Annotated in this window: 19 protein-coding genes and 1 tRNA gene; 11 read left to right on the forward strand and 9 right to left on the reverse strand. The window is 67.4% G+C overall.

Annotation, left to right across the window (positions count from 1 at the left end; all coding sequences use genetic code 11):
• Nucleotides 1-12: 12 nt before the first annotated feature.
• Complete coding sequence (locus MFF01_RS16725) at nt 13-2,880, reverse strand: EAL domain-containing protein (protein ID WP_435404635.1); 2,868 nt, start codon at nt 2,878-2,880, stop codon at nt 13-15.
• A 247-nt stretch (nt 2,881-3,127) separates the two neighbouring features.
• Between MFF01_RS16725 and MFF01_RS16730 the strand changes: the two genes are divergently transcribed.
• On the forward strand, nt 3,128-3,475 hold the full coding sequence (locus MFF01_RS16730; protein WP_238227168.1) for a cupredoxin domain-containing protein: 348 nt from the start codon (nt 3,128-3,130) through the stop codon (nt 3,473-3,475).
• A gap of 24 nt (nt 3,476-3,499) precedes the next feature.
• Here the strand turns inward: MFF01_RS16730 and MFF01_RS16735 are convergent, their stop codons facing one another.
• The 3 genes from MFF01_RS16735 to argC all read right to left on the reverse strand — a co-directional run bounded on the left by MFF01_RS16735 (nt 3,500) and on the right by argC (nt 7,121).
• Nucleotides 3,500-4,492: a hypothetical protein gene (locus MFF01_RS16735; protein WP_238227278.1), complete on the reverse strand. Its 993-nt coding sequence runs from the start codon at nt 4,490-4,492 to the stop codon at nt 3,500-3,502.
• A gap of 535 nt (nt 4,493-5,027) precedes the next feature.
• Nucleotides 5,028-6,071, reverse strand: a complete 1,044-nt coding sequence (locus MFF01_RS16740; RefSeq protein ID WP_238227169.1) for a cytochrome-c peroxidase — start codon at nt 6,069-6,071, stop codon at nt 5,028-5,030.
• Between the two features lie 111 nt (nt 6,072-6,182).
• Nucleotides 6,183-7,121 (reverse strand): N-acetyl-gamma-glutamyl-phosphate reductase, encoded by a 939-nt coding sequence (gene argC, locus MFF01_RS16745; RefSeq protein ID WP_238227170.1) that lies wholly within the window; start codon nt 7,119-7,121, stop codon nt 6,183-6,185.
• Between the two features lie 203 nt (nt 7,122-7,324).
• Here argC and MFF01_RS16750 point away from each other — a divergent pair, with 203 nt between their 5' ends.
• The 7 genes from MFF01_RS16750 (at nt 7,325) to MFF01_RS16780 (ending at nt 15,264) form a co-directional block, all read left to right on the forward strand.
• On the forward strand, nt 7,325-7,825 hold the full coding sequence (locus MFF01_RS16750; protein ID WP_238227172.1) for a hypothetical protein: 501 nt from the start codon (nt 7,325-7,327) through the stop codon (nt 7,823-7,825).
• Nucleotides 7,826-7,914: 89 nt separating this feature from the next.
• Complete coding sequence (locus tag MFF01_RS16755; RefSeq protein ID WP_238227173.1) at nt 7,915-10,125, forward strand: glycosyltransferase family 2 protein; 2,211 nt, start codon at nt 7,915-7,917, stop codon at nt 10,123-10,125.
• A 147-nt stretch (nt 10,126-10,272) separates the two neighbouring features.
• Nucleotides 10,273-11,574, forward strand: a complete 1,302-nt coding sequence (locus MFF01_RS16760) for an SLC13 family permease (protein ID WP_238227279.1) — start codon at nt 10,273-10,275, stop codon at nt 11,572-11,574.
• Between the two features lie 168 nt (nt 11,575-11,742).
• Entirely contained in the window at nt 11,743-12,144 is a 402-nt protein-coding gene (gene sdhC, locus MFF01_RS16765; protein WP_238227174.1) for a succinate dehydrogenase, cytochrome b556 subunit, read from the forward strand.
• 11 nt (nt 12,145-12,155) lie between these two features.
• Entirely contained in the window at nt 12,156-12,557 is a 402-nt protein-coding gene (gene sdhD / locus MFF01_RS16770; RefSeq protein WP_238227175.1) for a succinate dehydrogenase, hydrophobic membrane anchor protein, read from the forward strand.
• 28 nt (nt 12,558-12,585) lie between these two features.
• Complete coding sequence (gene sdhA / locus MFF01_RS16775; RefSeq protein ID WP_238227176.1) at nt 12,586-14,400, forward strand: succinate dehydrogenase flavoprotein subunit; 1,815 nt, start codon at nt 12,586-12,588, stop codon at nt 14,398-14,400.
• Between the two features lie 60 nt (nt 14,401-14,460).
• Nucleotides 14,461-15,264 carry a succinate dehydrogenase iron-sulfur subunit gene (locus MFF01_RS16780; RefSeq protein WP_238227177.1) on the forward strand — a complete coding sequence of 268 codons (804 nt, stop codon included), beginning with the start codon at nt 14,461-14,463 and terminating at the stop codon, nt 15,262-15,264.
• A 177-nt stretch (nt 15,265-15,441) separates the two neighbouring features.
• Here the strand turns inward: MFF01_RS16780 and MFF01_RS16785 are convergent, their stop codons facing one another.
• Nucleotides 15,442-18,603, reverse strand: coding sequence for a multidrug efflux RND transporter permease subunit (locus MFF01_RS16785; RefSeq protein ID WP_238227178.1), 3,162 nt, complete (start codon nt 18,601-18,603; stop codon nt 15,442-15,444).
• 3 nt (nt 18,604-18,606) lie between these two features.
• A complete protein-coding gene (locus MFF01_RS16790; protein WP_238227280.1) occupies nt 18,607-19,827 on the reverse strand; it encodes an efflux RND transporter periplasmic adaptor subunit in 1,221 nt (406 codons plus the stop codon).
• A gap of 1,014 nt (nt 19,828-20,841) precedes the next feature.
• On the opposite strand from MFF01_RS16790, the gene MFF01_RS16795 reads away from it, so the two are divergent.
• On the forward strand, nt 20,842-21,417 hold the full coding sequence (locus MFF01_RS16795) for a L,D-transpeptidase (protein WP_238227179.1): 576 nt from the start codon (nt 20,842-20,844) through the stop codon (nt 21,415-21,417).
• 96 nt (nt 21,418-21,513) lie between these two features.
• Complete coding sequence (locus tag MFF01_RS16800) at nt 21,514-22,317, forward strand: TSUP family transporter (RefSeq protein ID WP_238227181.1); 804 nt, start codon at nt 21,514-21,516, stop codon at nt 22,315-22,317.
• On the opposite strand, the gene MFF01_RS16805 is transcribed toward MFF01_RS16800, so the two are convergent.
• Together MFF01_RS16805 and MFF01_RS16810 are read right to left on the reverse strand one after the other, a co-directional pair.
• Nucleotides 22,318-23,364 carry a MaoC family dehydratase gene (locus MFF01_RS16805; protein ID WP_238227183.1) on the reverse strand — a complete coding sequence of 349 codons (1,047 nt, stop codon included), beginning with the start codon at nt 23,362-23,364 and terminating at the stop codon, nt 22,318-22,320.
• Between the two features lie 114 nt (nt 23,365-23,478).
• Nucleotides 23,479-23,781 carry a YggT family protein gene (locus MFF01_RS16810; RefSeq protein WP_238227185.1) on the reverse strand — a complete coding sequence of 101 codons (303 nt, stop codon included), beginning with the start codon at nt 23,779-23,781 and terminating at the stop codon, nt 23,479-23,481.
• Between the two features lie 122 nt (nt 23,782-23,903).
• On the opposite strand from MFF01_RS16810, the gene MFF01_RS16815 reads away from it, so the two are divergent.
• Nucleotides 23,904-23,979 (forward strand) — tRNA-Ala (locus MFF01_RS16815).
• 121 nt (nt 23,980-24,100) lie between these two features.
• Here the strand turns inward: MFF01_RS16815 and MFF01_RS16820 are convergent.
• Entirely contained in the window at nt 24,101-25,471 is a 1,371-nt protein-coding gene (locus MFF01_RS16820) for an RsmB/NOP family class I SAM-dependent RNA methyltransferase (protein ID WP_238227186.1), read from the reverse strand.
• Nucleotides 25,472-25,495: the final 24 nt, after the last annotated feature.

Here is a 25,495-nt window from a genome sequence, read left to right on the forward strand (position 1 = left end):
GAGATTTCCTTTTTAAGCCACGGCGCGTGATTGGGTGAGGCGCGCGCCGGACCAGCGCGTGATCGTTTCGTGGACGGTGGCGGCCGGACCGGGCTTGGCGATGAAGTAGCCCTGGCCCTCGTCGCAACCCTCGGCGGCGAGCCGATCGAACTGGATCTCGGTTTCGATGCCCTCCCCGGTCGTACGCATGCCGAGACTCGCGCCGAGGCCGATGACTGCTCGAACAATGAGGCCGGAATCGGCATCGGGCGTGATGTCGCGCACGAAGGATTGGTCGATCTTGATCTTGTCGAAGGGGAAGCTGCGCAGGTAGCTCAGGGACGAATAGCCCGTGCCGAAATCGTCCATGGCGATGCGGACGCCGACGCGCCGCAAGGCGTGCAGGGTCGCCAGCGTGGCGAGATTGTCCTTGAGCAGGACCGATTCGGTGATCTCGAGTTCGAGGCGCTTGGGCGGAAGGTGGCTGTCCGCAAGGGCATCGCGCACGGAGGCCACGATGATCTCGTCGCGGAACTGGACCGCCGAGACGTTGACCGCGACCTTGATGCCGTCCGGCCACCGCATGGCATCGCGGCAGGCGGTCTTCAAGCACCAGGCCCCGAGGGGGACGATGAGACCGATCTCCTCGGCGATCGCGATGAAATCGCCCGGCGGTACGAGGCCCCGCGTCGGGTGGATCCAGCGTACCAGGGCCTCGAATCCGCCGATACGCTGAGCGCGAAAATCGTAGATCGGCTGGTAGTGCAGCTGGAACTCGCCGTTGGCCAGAGCCTCGCGTAGATCGAGCTCCAGGGCGCGGCGGGCCTGAAGGCGAATGTCCATCTCGACTTCGAAGAACCGCCATGTGCCGCGGCCGTCGGCCTTGGCGCGGTAGAGGGCGACGTCGGCGTTCTTGATCAGCTTTTCGCAGGAGCTGCCATCCCCCGGAGCGAAGCAGATGCCGATACTGACCCCGACGCTCACCAGATGCCCTTCGAGGGTGTAAGGCGCGCTGATTACCTCGACGATGTGCCGCGCCAGCACCGCCGCGTCGTCCGGCCGATGGATGTCCGTGAGGATGACGGCGAATTCATCGCCCCCCAGCCGCGCGACCGTATCGGTGTCCCGCACGCAGGCTCCAAGACGCTCAGCGACGGCGCGTAGGAGCGCGTCACCCACGGGATGGCCCAGGGTATCGTTGACCTCCTTGAACCGGTCGAGGTCGAGGCAGAGCACCGAAAAGCGGTTGCCGCGCCCGATCTGGGCGAGGGCTTCGTCGATGCGTTCTCCGAAGACGGCCCGATTGGGCAGGCCCGTGAGTGTGTCGTGACGGGCCATGTAGGCGATGCGCGCCTCGGCCTGACGGCGTTCGGTCACATCCTCGTAAGTGGTAACGAGGCCGCCGCCGACGACCGAATTGTGCGAGATGGCGACGATCCGACCATTCTCGAGGTGCCTCAGATCCCGGCCCGGGATCGTGCCGTCAGGGCCCGGGAGGGCGCTTTCCCGTCCCAAATTCGTGACCCCGCCGCTGCATGCGAGCTCCTCCCGAGGGAGGCCGAGGATACAGGCGTCGGGTGGCAGGTCGAAGATCTCGAAGTAGCGCCGGTTGACCACCGCGAGGCGGCCTTCCGCAGTGAAGAGGCAGAGGCCTTGGGACATGTTGTCGAGGGCGGTGTCGAGGCGCAGGTTCGTCGAGACGAGCCGGGCCTCCTGATCCTTCAGAAGGGTGATATCGCTGCAAACGGCGACGAAGCCCCCGTCCAGGGTCCGGCTCCGGCCGATCCGCAGCCACCGGCCATCGCTCAAACGATGTTCGCCGTGCTCGTCGGCGGGGTTCAGGAGGGCGCGGGCGAGGCTTGCCGGGTCCGATGTCGCCGCGGCGAGCTGGGTCACGGTGATGCCCGGAGCCAGGGAACCGGGTTCCAGACCGAGATCGGTCTCTGCTTGGCCGTTGGTGAGCGTGATGTGGCCCTGCGCGTCCACCACCACGACGCCTTCCTGGGAGGTCTCGAGGGCATCGGCAAGTCGGGCCTCGGCCGTGAGGCGCTGAGCGACCTCCTGCTCCATGGCGCTCCGGATGTTGTCGCGCATCACCCCCATGGCCGCGAGAAGTCGACCGACTTCGTCGGCGCTGCCGGCGGGAATCTCGCCACTGAGGTCGCCCGCGGCGATGCGGGAGGCGATCTGTGAGGCGTCGGCAAGGGGGCGGATGATCCTGCGGCCAAGGGCGTAGGCCACCGTGCCGGATAACAGGATGGCCACGAGGGTCCCGATGAGATTGATCTTGGTCTCGCGGGCGACGACGGCCCTGGCCTCCTGTCGGTAGATGAAGCCGTCGCCCGCGGTATAATTGATGAGGAGATCGAAATTCTCGTTGGCCGCGACGGCATGCCGATCGAGGGCGACCCACGCTGCTTCCTGATCCGGACTGTTCGAGAGCTTGAGGCGGGCATCGAGCCATTCCTCGACGGCACTGGCCACCGCCGTCGCGGCCCGGCTCGCGCGAACCGATTGCGCCCGCTCGACGGCGATCTCCAGGCTTTCGTTGTAGGATTGCCGGAGGGCGGCGATGCGCCGGTTGAGGTCGGCCCGCAGGGCGCTGTCGTTGGTGATCCAGCCTCGGGTGTTGGCGGCCCGCATTCCGGCGAAATCGGCGGCGGCCGCACGCGCGTAATTGATCGACATCAGCGAGTTGTCGTACGTCCGGCTGACGAGTTCGTCGGCGTGGCGGATGCTGACGGCGGCGGACAGGCCCAGAAGCGCCATGATGGTGCTCGTCGCGAGGAATGCGACGGTGATGCGGCCCCGGACGGTTCCAAACATGCGCCGAACCCCGACGATTCTGTCGTTCAGGGACCGGAGGCGGCGGTGAGAGGTGGCGCTCTCGGGGAGGCTCATCAGAAGATTTCCAGCCGCCGAAACCCGAGTTCTCGGCATCAAGGCGGAAGGCTTGGCAGAGACAGGTTAAAGTGACCTTGCTTCAGACGGATCAATCACCGGTCTTAAGTGAGTCTTCAGGGAAGGACGATATCCTGGACACTGGCGGCGCACGTTGTCGTCAGGCTTTGGTTTTCCACCAGACCGGCAAACGATTCTGTTGCCCGTGCAGCTTGGCGGCCGGGTGGACCCCGAACTTGGAGACGTCATGGACGCCTATTTACGCGGTGCCGCTCTGGCGATCGTTCTCGGTACGGGAATCGTTGTCGTCACCGGGGCGGCCATCGGTGCCGGGAACAACGACGTGTCACAGAAGGGGCGCACGTTCCAGCCTGCTGCCCTGACGATCAAGCGAGGCGAGGCCGTGCAGATCGTCAACGACGACGCTGACCTCCTGCATCACGCCTATGTCGACACACCCGAGTTCAGTTTCGATTCCGGAGATCAGGCGCCGGGCGAGAAAGCGCGGATCGTCTTTCCCGTGGCCGGAACCTTCGCGGTCCTGTGCGGCATCCATCCGAAGATGAAGCTCACGGTGCGCGTCGAAGCACCTTGATCATGGCCGCGACCCGGCTCGTCCTTACAGGATGTTCGAGCCGTACAGGATGGCGTGAGCCCCGTAATACAGGCCGATGAACGCGGCGAGCGCAGCGGCGTAGCCCATCGGCATCAGGGCCAGGGCACGGTGGCGGAGGGGGGCGGTGGTGTTGTCCGCCGCGATGGCGATCATCGCGACGATGATCGGCGCGTGCCCAATGGCGTCGACCTTGCCGAATTGAAAGATGGCCGCGACGAAGGCCGCGCTGAGGAGGATCGCGGCGATCCGGCGGATCAGGGGTGAGCAGATCAACGCGAAGGCCAAGGCGAACTCCACCGCGCCCGCAGCCTTCATAAAGTACTCGCCGTCGAAGCCCATGGTCATGGTCGGATGCTCGATGAAGAGCGGGAACGTCCAATCCGGATAGGCCCATTTTTCGACGGAGGCCCACATCAGGGTGACGGCGGCGGCGTAGCGCACCACGTCGATGGGCCTGAGGCTGAACAGGTCACGCTGGAACGCGATGAGGACGAAGTAGACGGCGAGCCCGAGGAAGATCGGGTAATCGGCGAGATGGAATGCGCCGTACTGGCTCGCGGCGATGGCGAACAGGGCGACGATACCGGCGGCCGACGCCGGCAGGGTCGCGCGCCACAGAAAGCCCGCCGCGATGGCGAGTTGCAGCCAAGACAGCGCCGGATTCGTCGTCGTGAGTTCCGGCGTCAGAATGATGCCGCCGAACGACCACAGGGCGACGAAGAAGCCGCCGCATACGGCCCGGAAGAGGAGTTCGGTGTTGGTGCGGATCCACCCCGTCGTCCGATCGAGGAAGCGGACCATGGCCGCGCCGAGGACCGTATTCTCAAAGAGGCCACCGACGATCAAAGCCAGGATCGAGAGAGCGACGAGTTTCTCGAAATCGTCGCACAGGACGCTCTCGAGGCCCCGGGGCGCCCCGACCACATCATAGGCGCAGAACCATTTCACGTGCGCATGCGCCGGTCCGATTGCCACCAGACCGAGACAAGCCGCCATCGTCCAGGCAGCCGGAGACGGCAGCCATCCACTCGCATTGCGCATGGTGAAAGACCCTGAAGGAAATCGAGACTGGAAATCCGTCCGGAACGAAGCGCGGCGACGCGTCATTCCGAGACGCCATTATGGTTACGCTAATTCGCCTATTGGCGTAAGGATGTTGTTAACGAAGATGACCGGATAGTTAACAGCGAATGCTGAATTCGCTCGACGGTCCGCCCTACGGTGATGTGCGATCTCTAAGATTGCTCGCCGAGCAACCCCATATCGCCGGTGCGTTGCCATAACTTTTGTTAGGCGGTTGCGCCGATGATCTTGCTCGGCGCGCATCGGACGAGGCTAGCCACGCGGTGCATTGCGCAGACCGTACAGGGCGGTGCTTTCGCTCGCGTGCTGGACGGGCGGTGCGTCCGAAATCCGGGACGGCCGCTGGCCGCTTGCCAGGCTCGTTGACGTCGGAACGCTCGGCCGTTCATGCGCCGATGAGTCCGGCGCCGGGCGGGAGGGACGACGGATGTTGTACGGCGCGGACGGATCAGCGCGGCGACGGTGCGCCGGGGGCGTCCGGGGGCGTCGTCCCCGTGAGGGTCTTGAGGAAGGCGAGAAGGTCCGCCTTTTCCGACGGCGTCAGGCCGAGGGCACGGACCTCTACCGCGCGGCTCGGCCGGTCGATGCCGCCGCGGTCATAATGGTCGATCACCCCCTCGAGGGTCGCCACTGATCCGTCGTGCATGTAGGGCGCCCGGATGGCGACATCGCGCAGGGTGGGCGTCTTGAAGGCGTAGCGCAGCATCCGAGAGGATGGGAAGTAACGTCCCCGGCCGATATCCTCGCCCTGTGCGATCCCGATGTCGTGAAACGATGCATCGGTGAATGCCGCCCCGCTGTGGCATTCAGCGCACCGGGCTTTGCCGGTGAACAGGCGAAAGCCATTCTGAGCGCGAAGGGAAATCGCACGGGCATCCCCCGCTATCCAGCGATCGAAAGCCGATTGGCCGGGCCGGATCGTGCGTTGATAGGTGGCGAGTGCCTGCTCGATGCTCGTGCGCGTGATCGCCCCGCTCGGGAAGGCGAGGGCGAAGTCCCGCACATAATCGGCATCGCCCCGCAGGCGCTGGATCAGCACGCTCTCGGGTAGGTTCATCACCGCCGGCGAGGTGATCGGCGTGAAGGTCACGTTCTCGAGGGACGAGAACTTACCGTCCCAGCCGAGGATCGGCGCCGACGCCGCATGGAGCAGGGTCGGCGTGCGGACCTTCATCGCCGTACCGATTTCGCCGATGCCGCGCGGACGGTTGTCACCCCAGCCCCGCGATGGTTCGTGGCAGGAGGCACAGGACAAGGTGCCCGCTCCGGACAGGGCCGGATCGAAGAACAGGCGTCGGCCGAGGGCAGCCTTCTCGACGGTAAACGGGTTCGTATCCGGGTAGACCACCGCCTCTGCGGTCTGGAACGCGAGGCGCGGGTCCGAGAGGTCCGGATCCGCTTTCGCCGGTTCGGAACGGACAGCCATGGTGAGGCCGGCCATGGAGGCCACCAGCCCGGCGACCACACAGGCGCTGCCCACCGTCCACCGCATCGCATCCTCCTCGATCCGAGGAGCCTTGCCCCGCGAGAATGAACGATCCGTCAATCTGATCGATTACGCACGATAAGGGCGTGAAACGACCGACATCGCCGGGCGCGATGGTCAGTCGAGGCTGAGCATCAGGCCGATATTCTGTACCGCAGCCCCCGATGCGCCTTTGCCGAGATTGTCGAGGCGTGCGACCAGAACCGCGTGCGGATGGGCCTCGGACCGGAAGACGCGCAATTCCAGCCGGTCCGTATCGTTGAGATCTTCCGGCTCGATGCGTTCGGGATGGGGACCGGGAATCACCACGACGAGGCTGTCGTCTGCGTAATAGGTCTGCAGGGCGGCCTCCAGGGCCGGAGCGGCCGGGTGCCCCGGAATCGTATCGAGGTGGAGGGGAATGCTGACCAGCATGCCCTGACGGAAGTTGCCGACGGACGGTATGAAGATCGGCCGGCGGGTGAGTGCGCCGTAGGTCTGCGTCTCGGGCAGGTGCTTGTGCGCGAAGCCGAGGCCGTAGAGCTGGAACGCTGCCCCCTCACCCGCCTCGTAGATCTCGATCATGCCCTTGCCGCCGCCGCTGTAGCCGCTGACCGCATTGATGGAGAGCGGGGTGTCCGCCGGAACGAGGCCCGCTTCCACCAGGGGGCGGATCAGCGCGATGGCACCGGTCGGATAGCAGCCGGGATTGGCCACGCGCCGGGCGTCGCGGATCGCCTGCGGCTGGTCCGGCGTCAGTTCGGCGAATCCGTAGACCCAGGCCGGGTCGACCCGGTGGGCGGTGCTGGCGTCGAGGATGCGCGGGCCGCCGCCCGGCATGGCGTCAGCCAGGGCCACGGTTTCGCGTGCCGCGTCGTCGGGCAGGCACAGGACCACGAGGTCGACGGCCTCCATGAGGGCGCGCTTGACGGCCGTGTCCTTGCGGTGCTCGTGCGGAATGCTCTTGAGGGTGACGCGGCCCTCGCGCTCCAGGCGCTCACGAATGCCGAGGCCGGTGGTGCCCGCCTCTCCATCGATGAAGACCGTGGGCCGGTGCTGCGCCTCGTGCTCGCTCATGGACTGCCTGTTCCTGCGGCTGATCTGTATCGGCCGTCGCGTGATGCGCCGCGTCGCCGATCTTGTCGACCCGAAAGCCGTTGTCGACCCTGGGCTATCGCCGCCACATCCGACGGTTTCATGACAGGTGTGGATGACGGGGCCGGCGCGGAACGCGGGCGCACGCTTCCGGTTGTCGCGATGAACAACGCGAGGATGCTTCCATGTCCGCCACTGCGAAGAAGACCGATCCGGCCCTGTGGGAGAAGGTGAAGAAGGAGGTGACCGAGTCCGACAAGGGCGGCAAGCCCGGTCAATGGTCGGCACGCAAGGCTCAGGCCGCGACGAAAGCTTACAAGGAGGCCGGGGGCGGATACGCCGGCAAGAAGTCGTCCGACAACCACCTCAAGGAATGGACCGAGGAGGAGTGGGACACCAAATCGGGCAAGAAGAGCGGCGAGACCGGCGAGCGTTATCTGCCCAAGGCGGCGCGTGAGAAGCTCTCGGATTCCGAGTACGAGCGGTCGACGAAGAAGAAGCGCGCCGATTCCGCCAAGGGGCGCCAGCACTCGAAGCAGCCCGGCGACGTGGCGAAGAAATCCGCCGCCGCCCGCGACGCGGACAGCTCGACCAAGGCCGACCTTCTCGCGCAGGCGCGCAAGAAGGACATTCCCGGCCGCTCCAAGATGACCAAGGGCGAGCTCGCCCAGGCCCTGCACGCCTGACGCGCTCCGGACCCGGACGGCGATTGCCGTTCCGGGTCGCGGCGCCTAGACCCGCGCGGAACGTCCGCCCGAGGAAAGGCTCCCTTCACGTGTCGCGACCGGTGCGCTGCCGCCTCGATCCCGTCCACCAGATCGTGGCCGATGCACCGGGGGTGTGGCGCGCCGTTGGCTCGGACCCGTATTTCAGCATCCTGCCGCCCGAGGGACGGCGCCGGCATCGCGGCGGCTGGGTCCGCATCCGCGCCGATCTCGCGCCCATGGGGCGCACGAAGCTCGTGCCGCTCCTCTACATCGACGACGGCAAAGGGTTTCGCGAAGCTCTGACGATTCCCCTCGAACGGGACGAGGCGGGAATCGACAACCTCGTGCGCCTGCCGCGCCGGGTGCGCGGTCTGCGCCTCGATCCCCTGAGCGGCGCCGGCGGCTTCACCCTCGGGGCAATCACCCTCGACCATCTCGGGGCCCTGGGCGCTTACGTCGAGATCGCCCGGCGCCTGGTGGCGCAGCTGCCCCCCGGCGAGCGCGCCCTGCCCCGTTTGACACGTCTGCTCCGGACCCGCTCCCCCGTCGCACTCTGGCGTGCCTTCCTCGCCAGCGCCCGGCCGCGGCCGGTGCCGGCCTCCTATGCCGCCTGGATCGACGCCGTGGAGACGCCCGCCCGCCCCTCCGTCGAGGCCATGCGCAGGGCAATCGCCGGGTTCGCCCTGACCCCGCGCATCTCCATCGTGATGCCGGTCTACGACACCCCGAAACAGTGGTTGGAGGCCGCCGTCGCATCGGTGCGGGCTCAAGGGTACGAGAATTGGGAATTGTGCCTGTGCGACGACAACTCGCCGGCCCCGCACGTCTGGCCCATGCTGCAGGCCTTCGCCGCCACCGATCGCCGGATCAAGCTGCATCGACGCACCACGAACGGGCGGATCTCCGCCGCGTCCAACGATGCCATGGCGCTGGCAACGGGCGCGTACATGACGCTCATGGATCACGACGACGCGATCCCCGACAACGCCCTCTACGAGTTCGTCCGCGTCCTCAACGAGGACCCGACCGTGGATTTCATCTACTCGGACGAGGACAAGATCTCCGTCGAGGGCCAGCGCTACGATCCGTTCTTCAAGCCGGACTGGTCGCCCGAGGCCCTGGAGGCGTGCATGTACACGGCCCACCTCGCCCTCTACCGCATGGACATCGTCGCCCGCATCGGCGGGTTCCGCGACGCGTGCAACGGCGCCCAGGATTACGACTTCGCGCTCCGCTACACCGAGCACGTCCGCAATGTCCGGCACGTGCCGAAGGTGCTCTACCATTGGCGCGCGATCCCCGGCTCCACGGCTCAGGCCATGGACAACAAGGACTACGTCATCGCCGCCGCCGTGCGGGGATTGGAAGACCGGGCGCGCCGCACCGGCACCCTCGATTTCGTCCGGCCGTCGCCCTATGCCGGCTGCTTCTTCCTGCGCCGGCGGATCGTCGGGGCGCCACGCGTCTCCATCGTGATTCCGAGCGCAGGCCGCGACAGCCTCGTCGGGGGGCGAAGCGTCGATCTCCTCGCCGCCTGCCTCGCCAGCCTTCGCGAGAAGAGCACTTACGCCAACATCGAGATCGTCGTCGTCGACAACGGCGACCTGCGCCCGGCGACCCTCGCGGCCCTGGAGCGCCACGCTGCGAACCGGATCACCTATTCCGCGCCCGGCTTCAACGTCGCCGCCAAGATGAACCTCGGGGCCGCCGGCGCCACGGGCGAGATCCTTGTGTTCCTCAACGACGATATCATGGTGATCACCCCGGACTGGATCGAGGCGATGCTGGCGCTTCTCCAGATCGAAGGGGTCGGCGCCGTCGGCCCCAAACTGCTGTTCGAGACGGGTGAGATCCAGCACGCGGGCGTCTCCATCGTCGACGCCACGCCCGATCACGTCCGGCGCGGCTATCCGGGCGACGATCCGGGGCACTTCTTCTCAACCGTGGGGAACCGCAACTATCTGGCGGTGACGGGGGCGTGCCTCATGGTCCGGGCGGCGGATTTCCGTTCGCTCGGCGGCTTCGACGAGGCCTACGCCGTCAATTACAACGACATCGACCTGTGCCTGCGCCTCTGGGACCGCGGCCAGCGTATCGTCTACTGCGCCCAGGCCGAACTCTACCATTACGAGAGCCGCAACCGCGCCCGCACCGTCGACCCGGCCGAGCATGCCCGCTTCCGGGCGCGGTGGGCGGAGCGAATTCCGGAGGATCCGTTCTACAGCCCGTGGTTCGAGGCCCTGCCGCCGACCTTCGAGCTCGACCCGGCTCGCTTCTGAGCCACGACCTCAGCCTTCGCCGCACGCGAAGGATCGGTGCCGAACTGCCGAATTGCGAACCAGTCTAATTCGCGGTTCTGTCCGCCGCCCGGCGAGGCTTCGATTGCGTGCCGGCATCGGAACGAGAGCATGCTGGTAGGGCCGATCATGGGGGGAGATGCCACGGTCTGGGTGACCGGCGGCCTGCTCGTGGTCTGCATGGGCCTCTGGGCGAGCGGTCTCGTCGCCGAGATCGTCACGGCCCTGCTGTTCTTCACCGTCGCGATGCTGTGTCGCCTGGCGCCGCCGAACGTGGTGTTCTCGGGCTTCGCTTCATCGGCGTTCTGGCTCGTCCTCGGGGGGATGGTGGTGGGGCTCGCCATGACCCGGACCGGTCTCGGGGATCGCCTCGCGCGCGGCCTCTCGGGGTATCTGTCCGGCTCCTACGCCGGATTCATCGCCGGTCTCGTGGTGCTGGCCTTCGGGATCGCCTTCGTGATGCCGTCGAATCTCGGACGCATCGCCCTGCTGATCCCCGTGGTGCTGGCCCTCTGCGATGCCTATGGCCTCGGACCCGGGCGGCCGGGTCGCCACGGCGCGGTTCTCGCCGTCGGCGTGGCGACACCCGTCCTCTCCGCCGCGATCCTGCCGGCCAACGTGCCGAACCTCGTCATGGCCGGCACGGCGGAGGCCCAGTACGGGCTGCACATCGCCTACCTGCCCTACCTCGTCCTGCACGCGCCGGTGCTGGCCTTCGTGAAGGGGGCGATCCTCGTCGCGGCCATCGTCCGGCTGTTCCCCGACAGGCTGGTGCGCGGTGACGGCGTCGCCGCCCCCGTCGCCGCCCTGACGCCCGAGGCGCGGCGTCTCGCCGTGATCCTCGCCGCCACCCTTGGCTTCTGGGTGACCGACAGCCTGCACCACATCGCGCCTGCCTGGATCGGCCTGACGGCGGCGGTGATCTGTCTCCTGCCGCGCATCGGCGTGCTGCCGGCGGACGCCTTCGGCGCCGTGAACCTTCGCACCTGTTTCTACGTCGCGGCTCTCCTCGGCCTCGTGGCGACGGTGAACGCCACCGGTCTCGGGGCCGCTCTCGGCCACGTGCTCCTCGGCCTCGCGCCCCTCACTCCGGACGCGCCGGCCCATTCTTTCGGCATCCTGAGCGGCCTCGCGGCGATCCTCGCGCTGCTCGTCACCGCCAACGGCGCGCCGGCCCTCTATACGGCGCTCGCCGGCGAGATGTCCCGGGCGAGTGGCCTCGATCTGACGAGCGTGGTGATGATCCAAGTGCTGGGTTACTCGACCCTGTTCCTGCCCTATCAGGCCCCGCCCATCGTCATGGCAATGGATCTCGGCCGGGTGCCCTTGGCCCAGGCGACGAAGCTCACCCTGGTGATGGGCGCGGCGTCGCTGCTCATCGTCGCACCGCTGGATTACGGCTGGTGGCGTGTCCTCGGGAGGTTGCCGTGACGGCTTCGCGCCCGACTTACGATTCCCGACAAGTGTCGCCGCTCTCCCGGCCGCACGGTGGATTGCCGATTGGCGCGGGATCACGGTCAGATTAGAGACGGTCCAAAATCTTTTTGCACTGCAGCGCCACAGCGGCGCGCCACCCACCATCGAGGAATTCGGAACACGATGGCTCCCACCGCCCGTCCCACGGTCACCGCGCCGCTCTCTCCCCATCTCCAGATCTATCGCTGGACCTGGACCATGGCGATGTCGGTGTTCCATCGCATCACCGGCACGGCCCTCTACGGCGGCACCGCGCTGGTGGCGATCTGGCTCGTCGCCCTCGCGTCCGGACCAGCGGCCTATGGCTGGGTCGCCGGGTTCTTCGGCTCGCTCTTCGGCAAGCTCGTGCTGTTCGCCTACACCTGGATCCTGATGCACCACATGCTCGGGGGCCTGCGCCACTTCATCTGGGACGTCGGCCAGGGATTCGACCGCGAGCGCCGCATGTGGCTGGCGCGCGGCACCCTGATCGGGTCCGTGATCCTGACCGTCCTGATCTGGGCGCTCGCCCTCGTGATCCGCTGAGGAGCCCCACCATGGCCGCACCCTCCCCCAGCCTCCGCACTGCCCGCGCCCGCGTGAAGGGGCTCGGCGCCTCCGGACACGGCGCCGGACATTGGTGGCAGCAGCGCGTCACCGCCGCCCTCAACATCCCCCTGATGATCGGCTTCATCGTCATCATCGCGATGATGGCCGGGCGGCCCTACCCCGAGGCCGTCGCCCTGGTCTCGCACCCCCTCGCGGCCCTCGTGCTCATCGGCGGCGTGATCTCGGTGACCCTGCACATGCGCATCGGCATGCAGGTCGTCATCGAGGATTACGTCCACGACAAGGGCCTGAAATTCGCGGCCCTCTTCGCCAACACCACCTACGCCGTCGCCGTCGCGGTGGCCTGCCTCTACGCGATCCTCCGCGTGAGCCTCGCCCGCCTCGTCTGACCGCATCCGAGAACCGAAGGACCTGTCCATGGCCAGCAACGGATCGAACGGCACTCCCGCCTACGCCATCACCGACCACACCTTCGATGTCGTCATCGTCGGCGCCGGCGGTGCGGGCCTGCGTGCCACGGTGGGCTGCTCACAGGCGGGCCTGCGCACCGCCTGCATCTCGAAGGTGTTTCCCACCCGCTCGCACACGGTGGCGGCACAGGGCGGCATCTCGGCGTCGCTCGGCAATATGGGGCCGGACGATTGGCGCTGGCACATGTACGACACCGTGAAGGGATCGGACTGGCTCGGCGACCAGGACGCCATCGAATATCTCGTGCGCAACGCTCCCGCGGCCGTCTACGAACTCGAGCACTGGGGCGTGCCGTTCTCGCGGACCGAGGAAGGTAAGATCTATCAGCGGCCCTTCGGCGGCATGACCACGGATTACGGCAAGGGCACCGCCCAGCGCACCTGCGCCGCCGCCGACCGTACCGGCCACGCCATGCTGCACACGCTGTACGGGCAGGCGGTGAAGAACAACACCAACTTCTTCATCGAGTACTTCGCCCTCGACCTCATCATGGATGACGAGGGTCGTTGCCTCGGCGTCATCGCGATCGATCAGGCCACCGGCGAGATCCACCGCTTCCGCGCCCAGCAGACTATCCTGGCGACAGGCGGCTACGGCCGTTCGTACTTCTCGGCCACCTCGGCCCATACCTGCACGGGCGACGGCAACGCCATGGTGTTGCGCGCCGGCCTGCCCCTGCAGGACATGGAGTTCGTGCAGTTCCACCCCACCGGCATCTACGGCGCCGGCTGCCTCATCACCGAGGGCGCGCGCGGCGAGGGCGGCTACCTCACGAATTCCGAGGGTGAGCGCTTCATGGAGCGCTACGCGCCCTCGGCCAAGGACCTCGCGTCCCGCGACGTGGTCTCGCGTTCCATGACCATGGAGATCCGGGCCGGACGCGGCGTTGGCAAGTCGAACGACCACATTTACCTGCACCTCGACCATCTCGACCCGGCGATCCTGCACCAGCGCCTGCCGGGCATCTCGGAATCCGCGAAGATCTTCGCCGGTGTCGACGTCACCAAGGAGCCGATCCCGGTGCTGCCGACGGTGCACTACAACATGGGCGGTATCCCGACGAACTATCACGGCGAGGTGCTGACCCTGAAGAACGGCAACCCCGACACGGTGGTGCCGGGCCTGATGGCGCTCGGCGAGGCGGCCTGCGTCTCCGTACACGGGGCCAACCGCCTCGGGTCCAACTCACTCATCGACCTCGTGGTGTTCGGCCGCGCGGCGGGTCTGCGCTGCGCCGAGATCGTCGAGCCGGGCCGCCGCCAGATGGACCTCCCCAAGGACTCCGCCGATAAGGCGCTCAGCCGCCTCGATCGCTTCCGCTACGCCGACGGCGGTACACCGACCGCCGAACTGCGTGCCCAGATGCAGAAGACCATGCAGAACAATTGCGCCGTCTTCCGCACGGGCGAGGTGTTGGAGGAAGGCAAGTCCCTCATCCACAAGGTCGCCTCGGGGCTTTCCGACATCCACGTCACCGACCGTTCGCTGATCTGGAACACCGACCTCCTGGAGACCCTGGAGTTCGACAACCTCATCGGGCAGGCGGTCGTCACCATGGAATCGGCCGCCAACCGCAAGGAAAGCCGTGGCGCCCATGCCCGCGAGGATTTTCCTGATCGCGACGACAAGGAATGGATGAAGCATACGCTCGCCTGGATGGACGACAAATCAAAGCAGGTGTCCATCGATTACCGCCCGGTCCACACCTACACCATGTCGAACGAGATCCAGTACATCGAGCCGAAGGCGCGGGTGTACTGAGGAAGCACGTTTCTTGTTTCCTTTAATGACTGTCTCGAGACGGAATTAGGCACGCCACCCATGGCCCAGTTCAACCTTCCCAAAAACTCGCAGATGACCGAGGGCAAGATCTGGCCCCGGCCAGTCGGCGCCAACAACCTGCAGGAGTTCCGGATCTACCGCTGGAACCCCGACGACGGGAAGAATCCCCGCGTCGACGTCTATCAGGTCGACCGGGACGATTGTGGGCCGATGGTCCTCGACGCGCTTCTGTGGATCAAGAGCAAGGTCGATTCGACCCTGGTGTTCCGCCGCTCCTGCCGCGAGGGCATCTGCGGCTCCTGCGCCATGAACATCGAGGGCCAGAACGCGCTGGCCTGCACCATGGGCATCGACGAGTGTCAGGAGCACGCCAAGGGCAAGAAGACCGGCGCTGTGCGGATCTACCCGCTGCCGCACATGCCGGTGCTCAAGGATCTCGTGCCGGACCTGACGAACTTCTTCGCCCAGCACGCATCGATCGAGCCCTGGCTGCAGACCGAGACGCCGGCTCCCGAAGGCGAGTGGAAGCAGACCCCCGAGGACCGGGCCCAGCTCGACGGCCTCTACGAGTGCATCCTGTGCGCCTGCTGCACCACGTCCTGCCCGAGCTACTGGTGGAACGGCGACCGCTTCCTCGGCCCCGCCGCTCTGCTCCAGGCCTATCGCTGGCTCGTCGACAGTCGTGACGAGAACACCGGCGAGCGCCTCGACGCCCTCCACGATCCGTTCCGGCTCTACCGCTGCCACACGATCATGAACTGCGCCAACGCCTGCCCGAAGAGCCTGAACCCGGCGAAAGCCATCGCTGAGATCAAGAAGATGATGGTCGCCCGCGAAGTCTGAGGATTTTCGGCGCAGCAATGAAAAGGGGCACGCGGCTGAAGCCGCGTGCCCCTTTTCATTTGCGGTTCGAAGGGCGAGCCCTTCGCGGGTCTAGGGCGGAGCCCTGGGTTCTTCGTCGGGATCTGCCCGACACCCGCCGAAGGGCTCGCCCTTCGGAAACCCGGTATTGGGGTCGGATCACTCGGCCGCCGCCGGGTGATGCGCTGCCGTGGCCGCGTTCGCCTCGGGCTGGATGCCCTCCCTCGCGTCCTTGCGCCGGAACAGGCGCATCACCACCACGAAGAACACCGGCACGAACAGCACGGCGAGAAGCGTCGCCGAGATCATGCCGCCCATCACGCCCGTGCCGATGGCCTGCTGGCTCTTCGAGGCCGCGCCCGTGGCAATGGCCAGCGGTACCACGCCGAGGATGAAGGCGAGCGAGGTCATCACGATGGGGCGGAAGCGCAGGGCCGAGGCCTCGATGGTCGCGTCGACGAGGCTCTTGCCCGGCTTCCACAGGTCCTTGGCGAATTCCACGATGAGGATTGCGTTCTTGGCCGACAGACCGATGATCGTGATGAGGCCGATCTTGAAGTAGACGTCGTTGGGCAGCCCCCGGAGATAGACCGCCGCCACGGACCCGATGACGCCGAGCGGAATCACGAGGAGCACCGAGAGCGGGATGGCCCAGCTCTCGTAGAGGGCGGCGAGACACAGGAACACGATGAGCACCGACAGGGCGAGGAGCAGGCTCGCCTGGCTGCCGGCCTGCTTCTCCTGCAGCGATTGCCCGGTCCAGGTGTAGCCGAAGCCCTTGGGCAATTGGCTCATCAGGCGCTCCATCTCGGCGATGGCATCGCCCGAGGTGTAGCCTGGGTTCGGCTCGCCGGTGAAGCGGACGGACTGGTAGCCGTTGAAGCCAACGATCTGGCTCGGCCCCATGCCCCATTTCAGGTCGGCGAACGACGACAGCGGCACCATGGCGCCCTGCGCGTTCTTCACCGCATAGCTGAGCAGATCGGTGGCCTGCATCCGCTGCAGCTGTTCCGCCTGCACGTAGACGCGCTGCATCTTGCCCTGGTTCGGGAAGTCGTTGGTGTAGACCGAACCGAGGTTGACCTGGATCGTCGCGTTGATGTCCTCGAACTTCACCCCGAGGGCGGCGGCCTTCTCGCGGTCGATAATGAGTTCCGCCTGTGGGGCCGGCGGCAGCCCCTCGATCTTCATCTTCTGGAGCACAGGGCTCTTCTTCGCCAGCGACAGGAGCTGCGTCTCCGCCGCCGTCAGCGCCGAGTACCCGCGCTGCGCCCGGTCCTGGAGACGGAACGAGAAGCCCGCCGCGTTACCGAGGTTGTCCACGGGCGGAGGCTCCTGAGCGTCGATGATGGCGTCGCGGTAGCCGGCGAGCGCCGTATTCGTGCCTGCCACCAGGGCGGCGGCGGAACTCGCCGCGTCGCGCTCGCTCCAGGGTTTCAGGGTCACGAAGGCCTGGCTCAAGTTCGCCCCCTGCCCCGAGAACGAGAAGCCGTTGAGCATGGTCACCGTGGCGACGCCCGGCTGGGCCAGGAGGTGTTCCTCGACCTTGCGGACGGCCGTCTGCGTCCGGTTGAACGAGGCGCCGGGCGGTGTCTGGATGTCGACGGTGAAGAAGCCCTGATCCTCGATGGGCAGGAAGCCCTCGGGGAGGCGCATGAACGCGAAGGCGACGCCGGCGAGAAGCGCGAGGTAGACCACCATGACCCGGCCCGACGCTTTGATGAACCACGCGACGCCGCGCCCGTAGCGGGCGGTCTCCCGGTCGACGATGCGGTTGAACCAGCCGAAGAACCCGCCCTTGGCGTGGGCGTGGCCCTTCTCGACGGGCTTCAGCAGCGTGGCGCAGAGGGCCGGTGTCAGGGACAGGGCCAGCAGCGCCGAGAAGCCGATGGACGTCACCATGGCGATGGAGAACTGCCGGTAGATGATGCCCACGGAGCCGGGGAAGAACGCCATCGGGATGAACACCGCCACGAGCACCAGGGTGATGCCGATGATGGCGCCGGTGATCTGCTCCATGGCCTTGGCGGTGGCTTCCTTCGGCGGCAGCCCCTCCTCGTTCATGATGCGCTCGACGTTCTCCACCACCACGATGGCGTCGTCGACGAGGATGCCGATGGCGAGCACCATGCCGAACATGGTCAGCACGTTGATGGAGAAGCCGGCGAGCAGCATCACCGTCACGGTGCCCATCAACGCGATGGGCACCACGATGGTGGGGATGAGCGTGTAGCGGAAGTTCTGCAGGAACAGGAACATCACGAGGAACACGAGCACCACCGCCTCCACGAGGGTGTGCAGCACCTTCTCGATGGACGCCTTCACGGCGGGCGTGATGTCGTAGGGGATGTCCCATTTCAGCCCCGGCGGGAAGAACTGCGACAGCTCCTCCATCTTCGCGCGGATCGCCTTGGCGGTCTCGAGGGCGTTGCCGTCGGGCGCGAGGGTGACGGAGATGCCTGCCGCCTCGCCGCCGTTCAGGCGGGTCGAGAACTGGTAGGCGTCGCCCCCGAGCTCGATTCGGCTCACGTCGCGCAGGCGCACGTTCGAGCCGTCGGAATTCGCCCGCAGGACGATGGCCCCGAAATCATCGACGGTGTTGAGCTGGCCCTTCACGATGATGGGCGCGAAGACGGGATTTCCGATCGGACTTGGCTGCGCGCCGACGGCGCCCGATGCGATCTGAATGTTCTGGTTGCGGATGGCGTCGGCGACATCCTCGGGGCTGAGCGACAGGCCACGCAGCTTGTCGGGATCGACCCAGACGCGCAGGGAGCGTTCCGTCGAGTAGAGGGTCGCGCGTCCGACGCCCGGCACGCGGCGGATCTCGTTGATGACGTTGCGAATGAGGAAGTCGCCGAGCCCGATCTCGTCCATCTTCCCGTCCGTCGAGACGAGGGTGATGATGTTGAGGGTCGCGGCCGAGGCTTCTTCGACGAGGATGCCCTGCTGGCGCACTTCCGCCGGCAGGCGCGCTTCGACGCGCTTCAGGCGGTTCTGCACCTCGACGGAGGCGAGGGCCGGATCAGTGCCGGGCTGGAAGGTCGCCGTGATGTTGATGGAGCCGAACGAGTCCGTGGTGGACTCGAAGCTCATGATGTTGGCCGCACCATTGAGCTCGTCCTCGATGAGCCGCGTGGTGCCCGTGTAGAGGCTTTCCACCGAGGCGCCCGGGAACGCCGTCGAGAGGGCGATGGAGGGGGGAGCGATCACCGGATACTGCGCCACCGGCAGCATGGGGATCGACAGGACGCCGCCCAGGATGATGAAGAGGGCGACGACCCAGGCGAAGACCGGCCGGTCGATGAAGAAGCGAGCCATGGTTCAGCGCACCTCGGCGGCCGATTGCGGCCCGGGCTTCTGCTCGGGCACGTCCGTATCGCGGGGCTTCGGCTTGGTCTCCTCCGTGGCGGGGTGCAGATCCACGGTCTTCACCTGCTGGCCGGCGGAGATCTTCTGGACGCCCTCGACGACCACGCGGTCGCCAACCTTGAGTCCGTCGCGAACGATCCACTGACGGTCGACCACGGGACCGAGTTCGACGGGCTGCAGCATCGCCTTGTCGTCGTCGCGCACCACCCAGACCTCGGGCTTGCCGTCGCTGGTGCGTTGGATCGCCTGCTGGGGAACCGCGAGGGCGTCGGTGTCGATGCCCTGCTTGATCCGGGCGCGGACGTACATGCCGGGGAACAGCTCGTCGTGGGGGTTCGGAAACTGCACCCGCAGGGTCACCTGACCGGTGCTGGGATCGGCTGTGACGTCGGAGAACAGCAGCCGTCCGGCCGAGCCGTAGAGCGACCCGTCGTCCATGATGAGATGGACGTTAGCCGTGTCGGCCGAAAGCCGCGAGAGTTCGCCGCTGGCGAGGTCCCGCCGCAGCTTGTTCAGCTCGCCCACGGACTGCGTGATGTCGACGTAGATCGGGTCGAGCTGCTGGATCGTGGCGAGGTTCGAGGCGGCCCCCTGGTCCACCAGGGTGCCTTCCGTGAGCAGCGCGCGGCCGATCCGGCCTGAGATCGGGGCGCGTACGTCGGTGTAGTTCAGGTTGAGCTTGGCCCGGTCGCGGGCGGCCTTGGCCCCGGCGACCTCGGCCTCGGCCTGCTTCAGGCCCGCATAGGCGCTGTCATACTGGGCCTGGCTCGCCGTCTGGCGCGACAGGAGCTGCTCCAGGCGGTCGGCCTGCTGGCGGGCCAGGACCAGGGCGGCTTCCTGGCGGGCGAGCACGGCTTCCGCACTCTGCAATTCGACCTCGAACGGCGCCGGATCGATCTTGTAGAGAACGTCGCCTTCCTTGACCAAGCTGCCCTGCTCGAAGGTCCGCTTCACCACGAGGCCCGAGACCCGCGAGCGCACTTCGGCGATCCGCATCGGTGCCACGCGGCCGGGGAGGTCCCGCACATACGGGATCGGCTGTTCGCGCACGGTGACGATGCTCACCTCCGGTGGCGGAGACGGGACGGGAGCCGCCGCCTGCTTCTGGTTACAGGCCGACAGGGTGACGAGGACGATGCCGGCGGCGACGGCGGTCGTCCGTGCGCGGAGCATGCGTGTGGAGGGGGACGTCACGATCGTTTCGCTCCTGCGAAATTCAGTCGTGGTGCATCCCGAGCGGACGGGACGACACCACGGCGTTCAAAGGTCCACGCAGTCCCGCCTCCGGGATCGGAAGGGTCGCGTAGCGAGCGTCGGGCCACATGGGGCGAGCCCGGACGAAAGGATGCAGGCTGCATCGAGGGGGCGGCGGCCAGGCCGTTCGGCGTCCCGTCTGAACGACGATTCAGGCGAACCGACGACAGCGAGATGAAATCGGACGAGGCTGCGCCCCGGCGGAAGCCTAGGGCCGACACCATGCCGATCGGTTAAGGCATGGCGCGCGGAGGCGCCTGCCTTCCGTCAGCCTGCGGATCGGGGCGGCCTGTCGGGGGGATGATCGCCTTGCTTGCCGGCGTGGTCGATGCGGCGGGGCGCGAAGGCCGTCGACGTCCGGGTGAGGGCAGCGAGTCTTGGCATAGGACCCGCGACGGCTTCGCGCAGATCGTCGACCTCGTTGCCCAGCCGCGTCAGCTGTGGGGTCTCGTCGGACGCACTCGCGCTACTGCTCAGGACGACGGTAACCTCGGGTGGGGACGACGCGGCGTCGAACGAGCCCCCCTGTATCAACGCCGGGCAAATGACCAGAAGCAGGGTGAGTAGCCGAAGGAGACAGGTCAGCGCTCCCCACCGGCCAGAGCCGCGGGGTGGACGAACGAACAAAGCGCCGATCGTCGGCGTCGGATGGGGGATAGGACCTCTCACAGGTCCAACACTGGTATGTTTGCGATCCCGCAACAAGTTCCTGCGGCATTGTGTCAAGGCCCTGATATCGCCGCGCTGCCGGGTTGCCGTTGCGGCCGTCACGGAACAAGCCCGGGCGTTGCCGAGATCACACAGGTCGATCGCTTCGCCCCCGGCGTGGTTGACCGCTCCCGCCCCGGCGGCCAAGTCTGCCCGCCCCGACCATCTGCCTGCCGGGTTCGATGCCGTTCCGGCACGGATTCGCTTCGGCTGGAGGACAACATCATGCAGACGCGTCGCGGCCTCGCCGCATCGGCCCTGGCGGTCGCCTTCACCCTCGTCGCGGCGCCGGATGCGCAGGCCGGCAACCCGTTCGACAGCGGTCCCATCGCCGACTTCATGAACATCTTCCGGGAGCAGGCGATCCCGCGCGAGACCGTGGCCTGGAAGGGCGCCGAAAGGCCCGGCACCGTCGTGGTCTCCACGAGCCAGCGCCGTCTCTACTACGTGCTTGGTGGCGGGCAGGCCGTGCGCTACGGCGTCGGCGTCGGCCGCCAGGGCTTTTCCTGGTCGGGCCAGAAGACCGTCACCATGAAGAAGGAATGGCCGGATTGGCGCCCCCCGGCGCAGATGCTGGCACGCCGCCCCGACCTGCCGCGCTTCATGGCCGGCGGCCAGGATAATCCGCTCGGCGCCCGCGCGATGTATCTCGGCTCCTCGCTCTACCGCATCCACGGCTCGAACGAGCCCGAGACCATGGGCGCTGCGGTCTCGTCCGGCTGTATCCGCATGACCAACAAGGACGTGGTCGATCTCTACGACCGGGTGAAGGTCGGCACCAAGGTCGTCGTCCGCAACTGACTCTTCGTCGATCGAGGCGCCCGGCTCCAGCGCGCCTCGGTCGAGACCCCGTGCCCTCCCCTGGTCGGCCCAACCTGAACCATCGCCAGAGGGCACATGATCTTCGGTATCGATCCCGGCCTGCTCGCCGGTTTGTTCGCCGTGGCGGTTGCGGCGGGCTGCGTCGATGCCATCGCGGGCGGCGGCGGTCTCCTCACCCTGCCGACCCTGCTGCTCGCCGGCCTCGATCCCGTGAGCGCCATCGCGACCAACAAGCTCCAGGGTTCGGCCGGTGCGGTCTCGTCGACCTATGCCTTCGCGCGGCGCGGTCTGATCCACTGGCCGGCGGCCTGGAAGATCGCCGTCTCGGCGGCCCTGGCCTCCATCGTCGGCGCCCTGTGCGTGAGTCTGCTGCCCCGGCCGGTGCTGGACGCCGGCGTACCGATCCTGCTCATCGGGATCGCGATCTACTTCGCCACGGCCCGACGCATGAGTTCCGAGGACGCCGCGGCCCGGATGACCCCGGCCCTGTTCGCCCTCACCTGGGCGCCCATGGTGGGATTCTACGACGGGGTGTTCGGGCCGGGGGCCGGCGCCTTCTACATGATCGGCTTCGTGACCCTGCTGGGCCTCGGCGTGGTGCGGGCCACCGCCCACACCAAGCTCGCCAACGCCGCGAGCAATGTCGGCAGTCTCGCCCTGTTCGCCTTCGGCGGCCACGTGGTGTGGGCCGTCGGCCTCGTCATGGCCCTCGGCGCCATCCTGGGTGCCCAGATCGGCGCCCGCCTCGCCATCCGCCTCGGCGCCCGGCTGATCCGGCCGCTCCTCGTGACCATCGCCTGCGTCATGGCGCTTCGGCTGCTGTCCGACCCGGCGAACCCCCTGAGGCACGCCGTGGTCGGTCTCTTCGTCGGCCCGTGATCAGCGGGGCATGAATGCCCAGTAGTCGAGATCGAGGATCACCGACGGATCGTAGACGTCCCCCTGCTTGTCGGGGTGGGCACCGCAGGGCTGGTTCTTCGTCGCGACGGTACGCAGGCGCAGGAGCCCGACATCGGACCGGCCGGGCAGTTCGGCGGTGTCCAGCACCTCGCTCCAGGCATAGACGGTGTCGCCGGCAAACAGCGGCGCCACGTGGCGCCCGGCATTGATGCCGGCGATCGCAAAGGCGTTGGCGAGGCCGTTGAAGCTGAGGGCGCGCGCGAGCGAGATCACGTGCCCGCCGTAGATCAGCCGCCGGCCGAACCGCGTATCCTTCGTGGCAAAGGCGTCGAAGTGGACCTTGGCGGTGTTCTGGAACAGCCGCGTGGCAATCTGGTGCTCTGCCTCCTCGACGGTCATGCCGTCGACGTGGTCGATTTTCTCCCCGACGGCGTAGTCGGAGAAGCGGTGCGGGCTCCCGGCGAGATCGTAGTCGTAGGCGCCGGTTTCCAATGGCGGCAGGGCGCTGGCGAGGTCAGCCGGCGACACGAACTTGGCGAAGGTCGGTACGTGCTCCTGGGCGATCTTCGCCTCCGGGTCGCGCTTCTTCACGAGCACCCAGCGGCAGTAGCTCAGAACCGTCTCGCCGTTGGCGTCCGAACCCGTGGACCGAACGTAGACCACGCCGGTCTGGCGGTTCGAGCTCTCCTTCAGACCAATGACCTCGGAGACCGTAGACAGAGTCTCGCCCGGATAGACCGGCCGGCGAAACCCGCCCTCCGCATAGCCGAGATTGGCCAGGGCGTTGAGCGAGATGTCCGGAACGGTCTTGCCGAACACCACGTGGAAGGTGAGGAGGTCGTCCAGCGGGCTCTGCGGGTAGCCGATCGCCTTGGCGAACGCGTCCGACGACTGCACCGCGAAGCGCGGTCCGTAAAGCGCCGTGTAGAGGGCCACGTCGCCCGTGGTCACCGTGCGCGGGGTGGCATGGCGGATGGTCTCGCCGAGGCGATAATCCTCGAAGAAGCGGCCGGGATTGGTCTTCATGGGAGCGGATCGTCCTGTTGGCGACTGTCGCGAGGGCGGATTCCAGTCCCGCGTCGCCCCGCGCGACCGTTCGAAGGCTGCGGCAGGCCTCGAACGGCCTGCCAGGGGTGGGGCTCAGCGCATATAGACGGTGGTCTGCACCGGAAGGAACTCGTGGAGCAGGCGGCTCGCGAACAGCAGCAGCAGCACCAGCACGATGGGCGACAGGTCGACGCCGCCGAGATTGGGCAGGATGTTGCGGATCGGGCGCAGCACCGGCTCGGTCAACCGATAGAGCACCTCGCCGATCTGCGACACGATGGGGTTGCGGACGTTCACGACGTTGAACGCCACCAGCCAGCTCAGGACGGCGCTGGCGATGAGCACGTAAATGTAGAGTTGGACGACGGTGTCGAAGAGCCAGAGAAAGGCGTTCATGCGGGAAATCGAGGTCCTCGTGGTCCAGCGCTCCGGGCGCGGGTCGCGCGCACGCACAGCGGCAGGATTTCCGGAATTGACAGGCCGGCGTATGCGAGCCTAAAAGGCCCGCACCCCGGAACGGGGCTGTAGCTCAGATGGGAGAGCGCCGCAATCGCACTGCGGAGGTCAGCGGTTCGATCCCGCTCAGCTCCACCAGGTTTCTTTTGGACCGAAGAAATCGGTGGTCGGGTTCGAGCCGTGACGGCTCGCCCTTTTTATTTTTGCAACGCTGTTCTGCTGCGGCGACCGCTTTCGCGGTCGCCTTTTTGCGTTGGGCTCAGGCGTTCCGACGCAGGCGGCTCGCGAAGAAGCCGTCGAGGCCGCCGGAGCCTTCGGAGGTGGTGCCGCCGAGATGCGAGGGCAGCGTGCGCAGATCGCCCTGCGCGTCGATGGACTCGGAAAGACCACCGACCTCGTCCGCCGTCACCGGTACCCGTTCGAACCCGTCGTTGCGTTTGAGGAAGTCGCGCACCTGCTTCTCGCCCTCCTCCGGTTCGAGGGAGCAGGTGCAATAGACGATGAGGCCGCCGGGCTTGACCAGGAGGGCTGCCCGATCGAACAGCCGCCGCTGCAGGGCGGCCAGACGCAGGATGTCGTCGCTCTGCTTAGTCCAGGCCACGTCCGGGTGCCGCCGCAGGGTGCCGGTGGCCGAGCAGGGCGCATCGAGGAGGACGGCATCGAAACCGCCGGGCTCCTCGACGTCGAGGGCGTTGCCGACGCGGATCTCCGCCTCCAGCCCGAGCCGGCCGAGATTGTCCCGCAGGCGCTCGAGGCGCGGTGCCGAGCGGTCGACGGCGACCACCGTCGCCCCGGCCGCCGCAAGCTGCGCCGTCTTGCCCCCCGGCGCGGCGCAGAGGTCCGCCACGCGCTGTCCGGGTCCGACGGCGAGCAGCCGGGCCGGGATCGCCGCGGCGGCATCCTGCACCCACCAGGCGCCCTCCGCGTAGCCGGGCAGATCGCTCACCGCCGAGCGGACGTCGTGCAGGCGCACGCTCCCCGTCGGCAGGACGGTGCCGCCGAGGCGTTCGGCCCAATCGGCTGCCGAGCTTTTCACCGTGATGTCGAGGGCCGCCCCGTCGAGATGGGCCGCCGCGATGGCCCGGGCCGTGGTCTCGCCGTAGGCGGCGCGCCAGCGTCCGGCGAGCCAGTCCGGGGTGTTGTCGGCCAGCGGATCGCTCAGGGCGCCGAGGATTTCGGCGCGCTCGCGGACGATCCGGCGCAGGACCGCGTTCACGAGTCCGGACAGGTGCTGGAGTTGCGGGTCGCCCTTGGCGAGGCGCACGCCGAGATCGACGGCGGCGTGGTCGGGCACGTTGAGGTCGAGGATCTGCGCCGCGCCCGTGGCGAGCAGGGCGACGAGGCGGGGCTGGCCCTCGGGCAGGCCCTGCGACAGCCGCGCGGCCAGGACGGCCTTCAGGTATCCGAGGCGCCGGAACGTCGCCGTGGCGATGGCCCGGGCCAGGGCGGCATCGGCGGGGTCGAGCCCGGCGTGGCGCCCGGCCTGGGCCAGGGCATCCTCCAACGCGAAGGCGTGGGCGCCGCCGAGGAGATCGGCCACGGCACCATGGGCGACCTGGCGGGCGGCGAGGCCCGCGACGGTGCGGTCGATGACCGTCGTCGGCCCCTCCGCGTTGCGGCGTGTCGCCATGAGGGCCATTTCTCCGTTAAGCTC

The organism is Methylobacterium adhaesivum, assembly GCF_022179065.1.
Lineage (GTDB): Bacteria > Pseudomonadota > Alphaproteobacteria > Rhizobiales > Beijerinckiaceae > Methylobacterium > Methylobacterium adhaesivum.

Bases quoted from the DNA above. Each gene is read 5' to 3' on its own strand.
- MFF01_RS16725 (WP_435404635.1), bottom strand. From the start codon at position 2,880: ATGAGCCTCCCCGAGAGCGCCACCTCTCACCGCCGCCTCCGGTCCCTG.
- MFF01_RS16730 (WP_238227168.1), top strand. From the start codon at position 3,128: ATGGACGCCTATTTACGCGGTGCCGCTCTGGCGATCGTTCTCGGTACG.
- MFF01_RS16735 (WP_238227278.1), bottom strand. From the start codon at position 4,492: ATGGCGGCTTGTCTCGGTCTGGTGGCAATCGGACCGGCGCATGCGCAC.
- MFF01_RS16740 (WP_238227169.1), bottom strand. From the start codon at position 6,071: ATGCGGTGGACGGTGGGCAGCGCCTGTGTGGTCGCCGGGCTGGTGGCC.
- argC (WP_238227170.1), bottom strand. From the start codon at position 7,121: ATGAGCGAGCACGAGGCGCAGCACCGGCCCACGGTCTTCATCGATGGA.
- MFF01_RS16750 (WP_238227172.1), top strand. From the start codon at position 7,325: ATGTCCGCCACTGCGAAGAAGACCGATCCGGCCCTGTGGGAGAAGGTG.
- MFF01_RS16760 (WP_238227279.1), top strand. From the start codon at position 10,273: ATGGGGGGAGATGCCACGGTCTGGGTGACCGGCGGCCTGCTCGTGGTC.
- sdhC (WP_238227174.1), top strand. From the start codon at position 11,743: ATGGCTCCCACCGCCCGTCCCACGGTCACCGCGCCGCTCTCTCCCCAT.
- sdhD (WP_238227175.1), top strand. From the start codon at position 12,156: ATGGCCGCACCCTCCCCCAGCCTCCGCACTGCCCGCGCCCGCGTGAAG.
- sdhA (WP_238227176.1), top strand. From the start codon at position 12,586: ATGGCCAGCAACGGATCGAACGGCACTCCCGCCTACGCCATCACCGAC.
- MFF01_RS16780 (WP_238227177.1), top strand. From the start codon at position 14,461: ATGGCCCAGTTCAACCTTCCCAAAAACTCGCAGATGACCGAGGGCAAG.
- MFF01_RS16785 (WP_238227178.1), bottom strand. From the start codon at position 18,603: ATGGCTCGCTTCTTCATCGACCGGCCGGTCTTCGCCTGGGTCGTCGCC.
- MFF01_RS16790 (WP_238227280.1), bottom strand. From the start codon at position 19,827: ATGCTCCGCGCACGGACGACCGCCGTCGCCGCCGGCATCGTCCTCGTC.
- MFF01_RS16795 (WP_238227179.1), top strand. From the start codon at position 20,842: ATGCAGACGCGTCGCGGCCTCGCCGCATCGGCCCTGGCGGTCGCCTTC.
- MFF01_RS16800 (WP_238227181.1), top strand. From the start codon at position 21,514: ATGATCTTCGGTATCGATCCCGGCCTGCTCGCCGGTTTGTTCGCCGTG.
- MFF01_RS16805 (WP_238227183.1), bottom strand. From the start codon at position 23,364: ATGAAGACCAATCCCGGCCGCTTCTTCGAGGATTATCGCCTCGGCGAG.
- MFF01_RS16810 (WP_238227185.1), bottom strand. From the start codon at position 23,781: ATGAACGCCTTTCTCTGGCTCTTCGACACCGTCGTCCAACTCTACATT.
- MFF01_RS16820 (WP_238227186.1), bottom strand. From the start codon at position 25,471: ATGGCGACACGCCGCAACGCGGAGGGGCCGACGACGGTCATCGACCGC.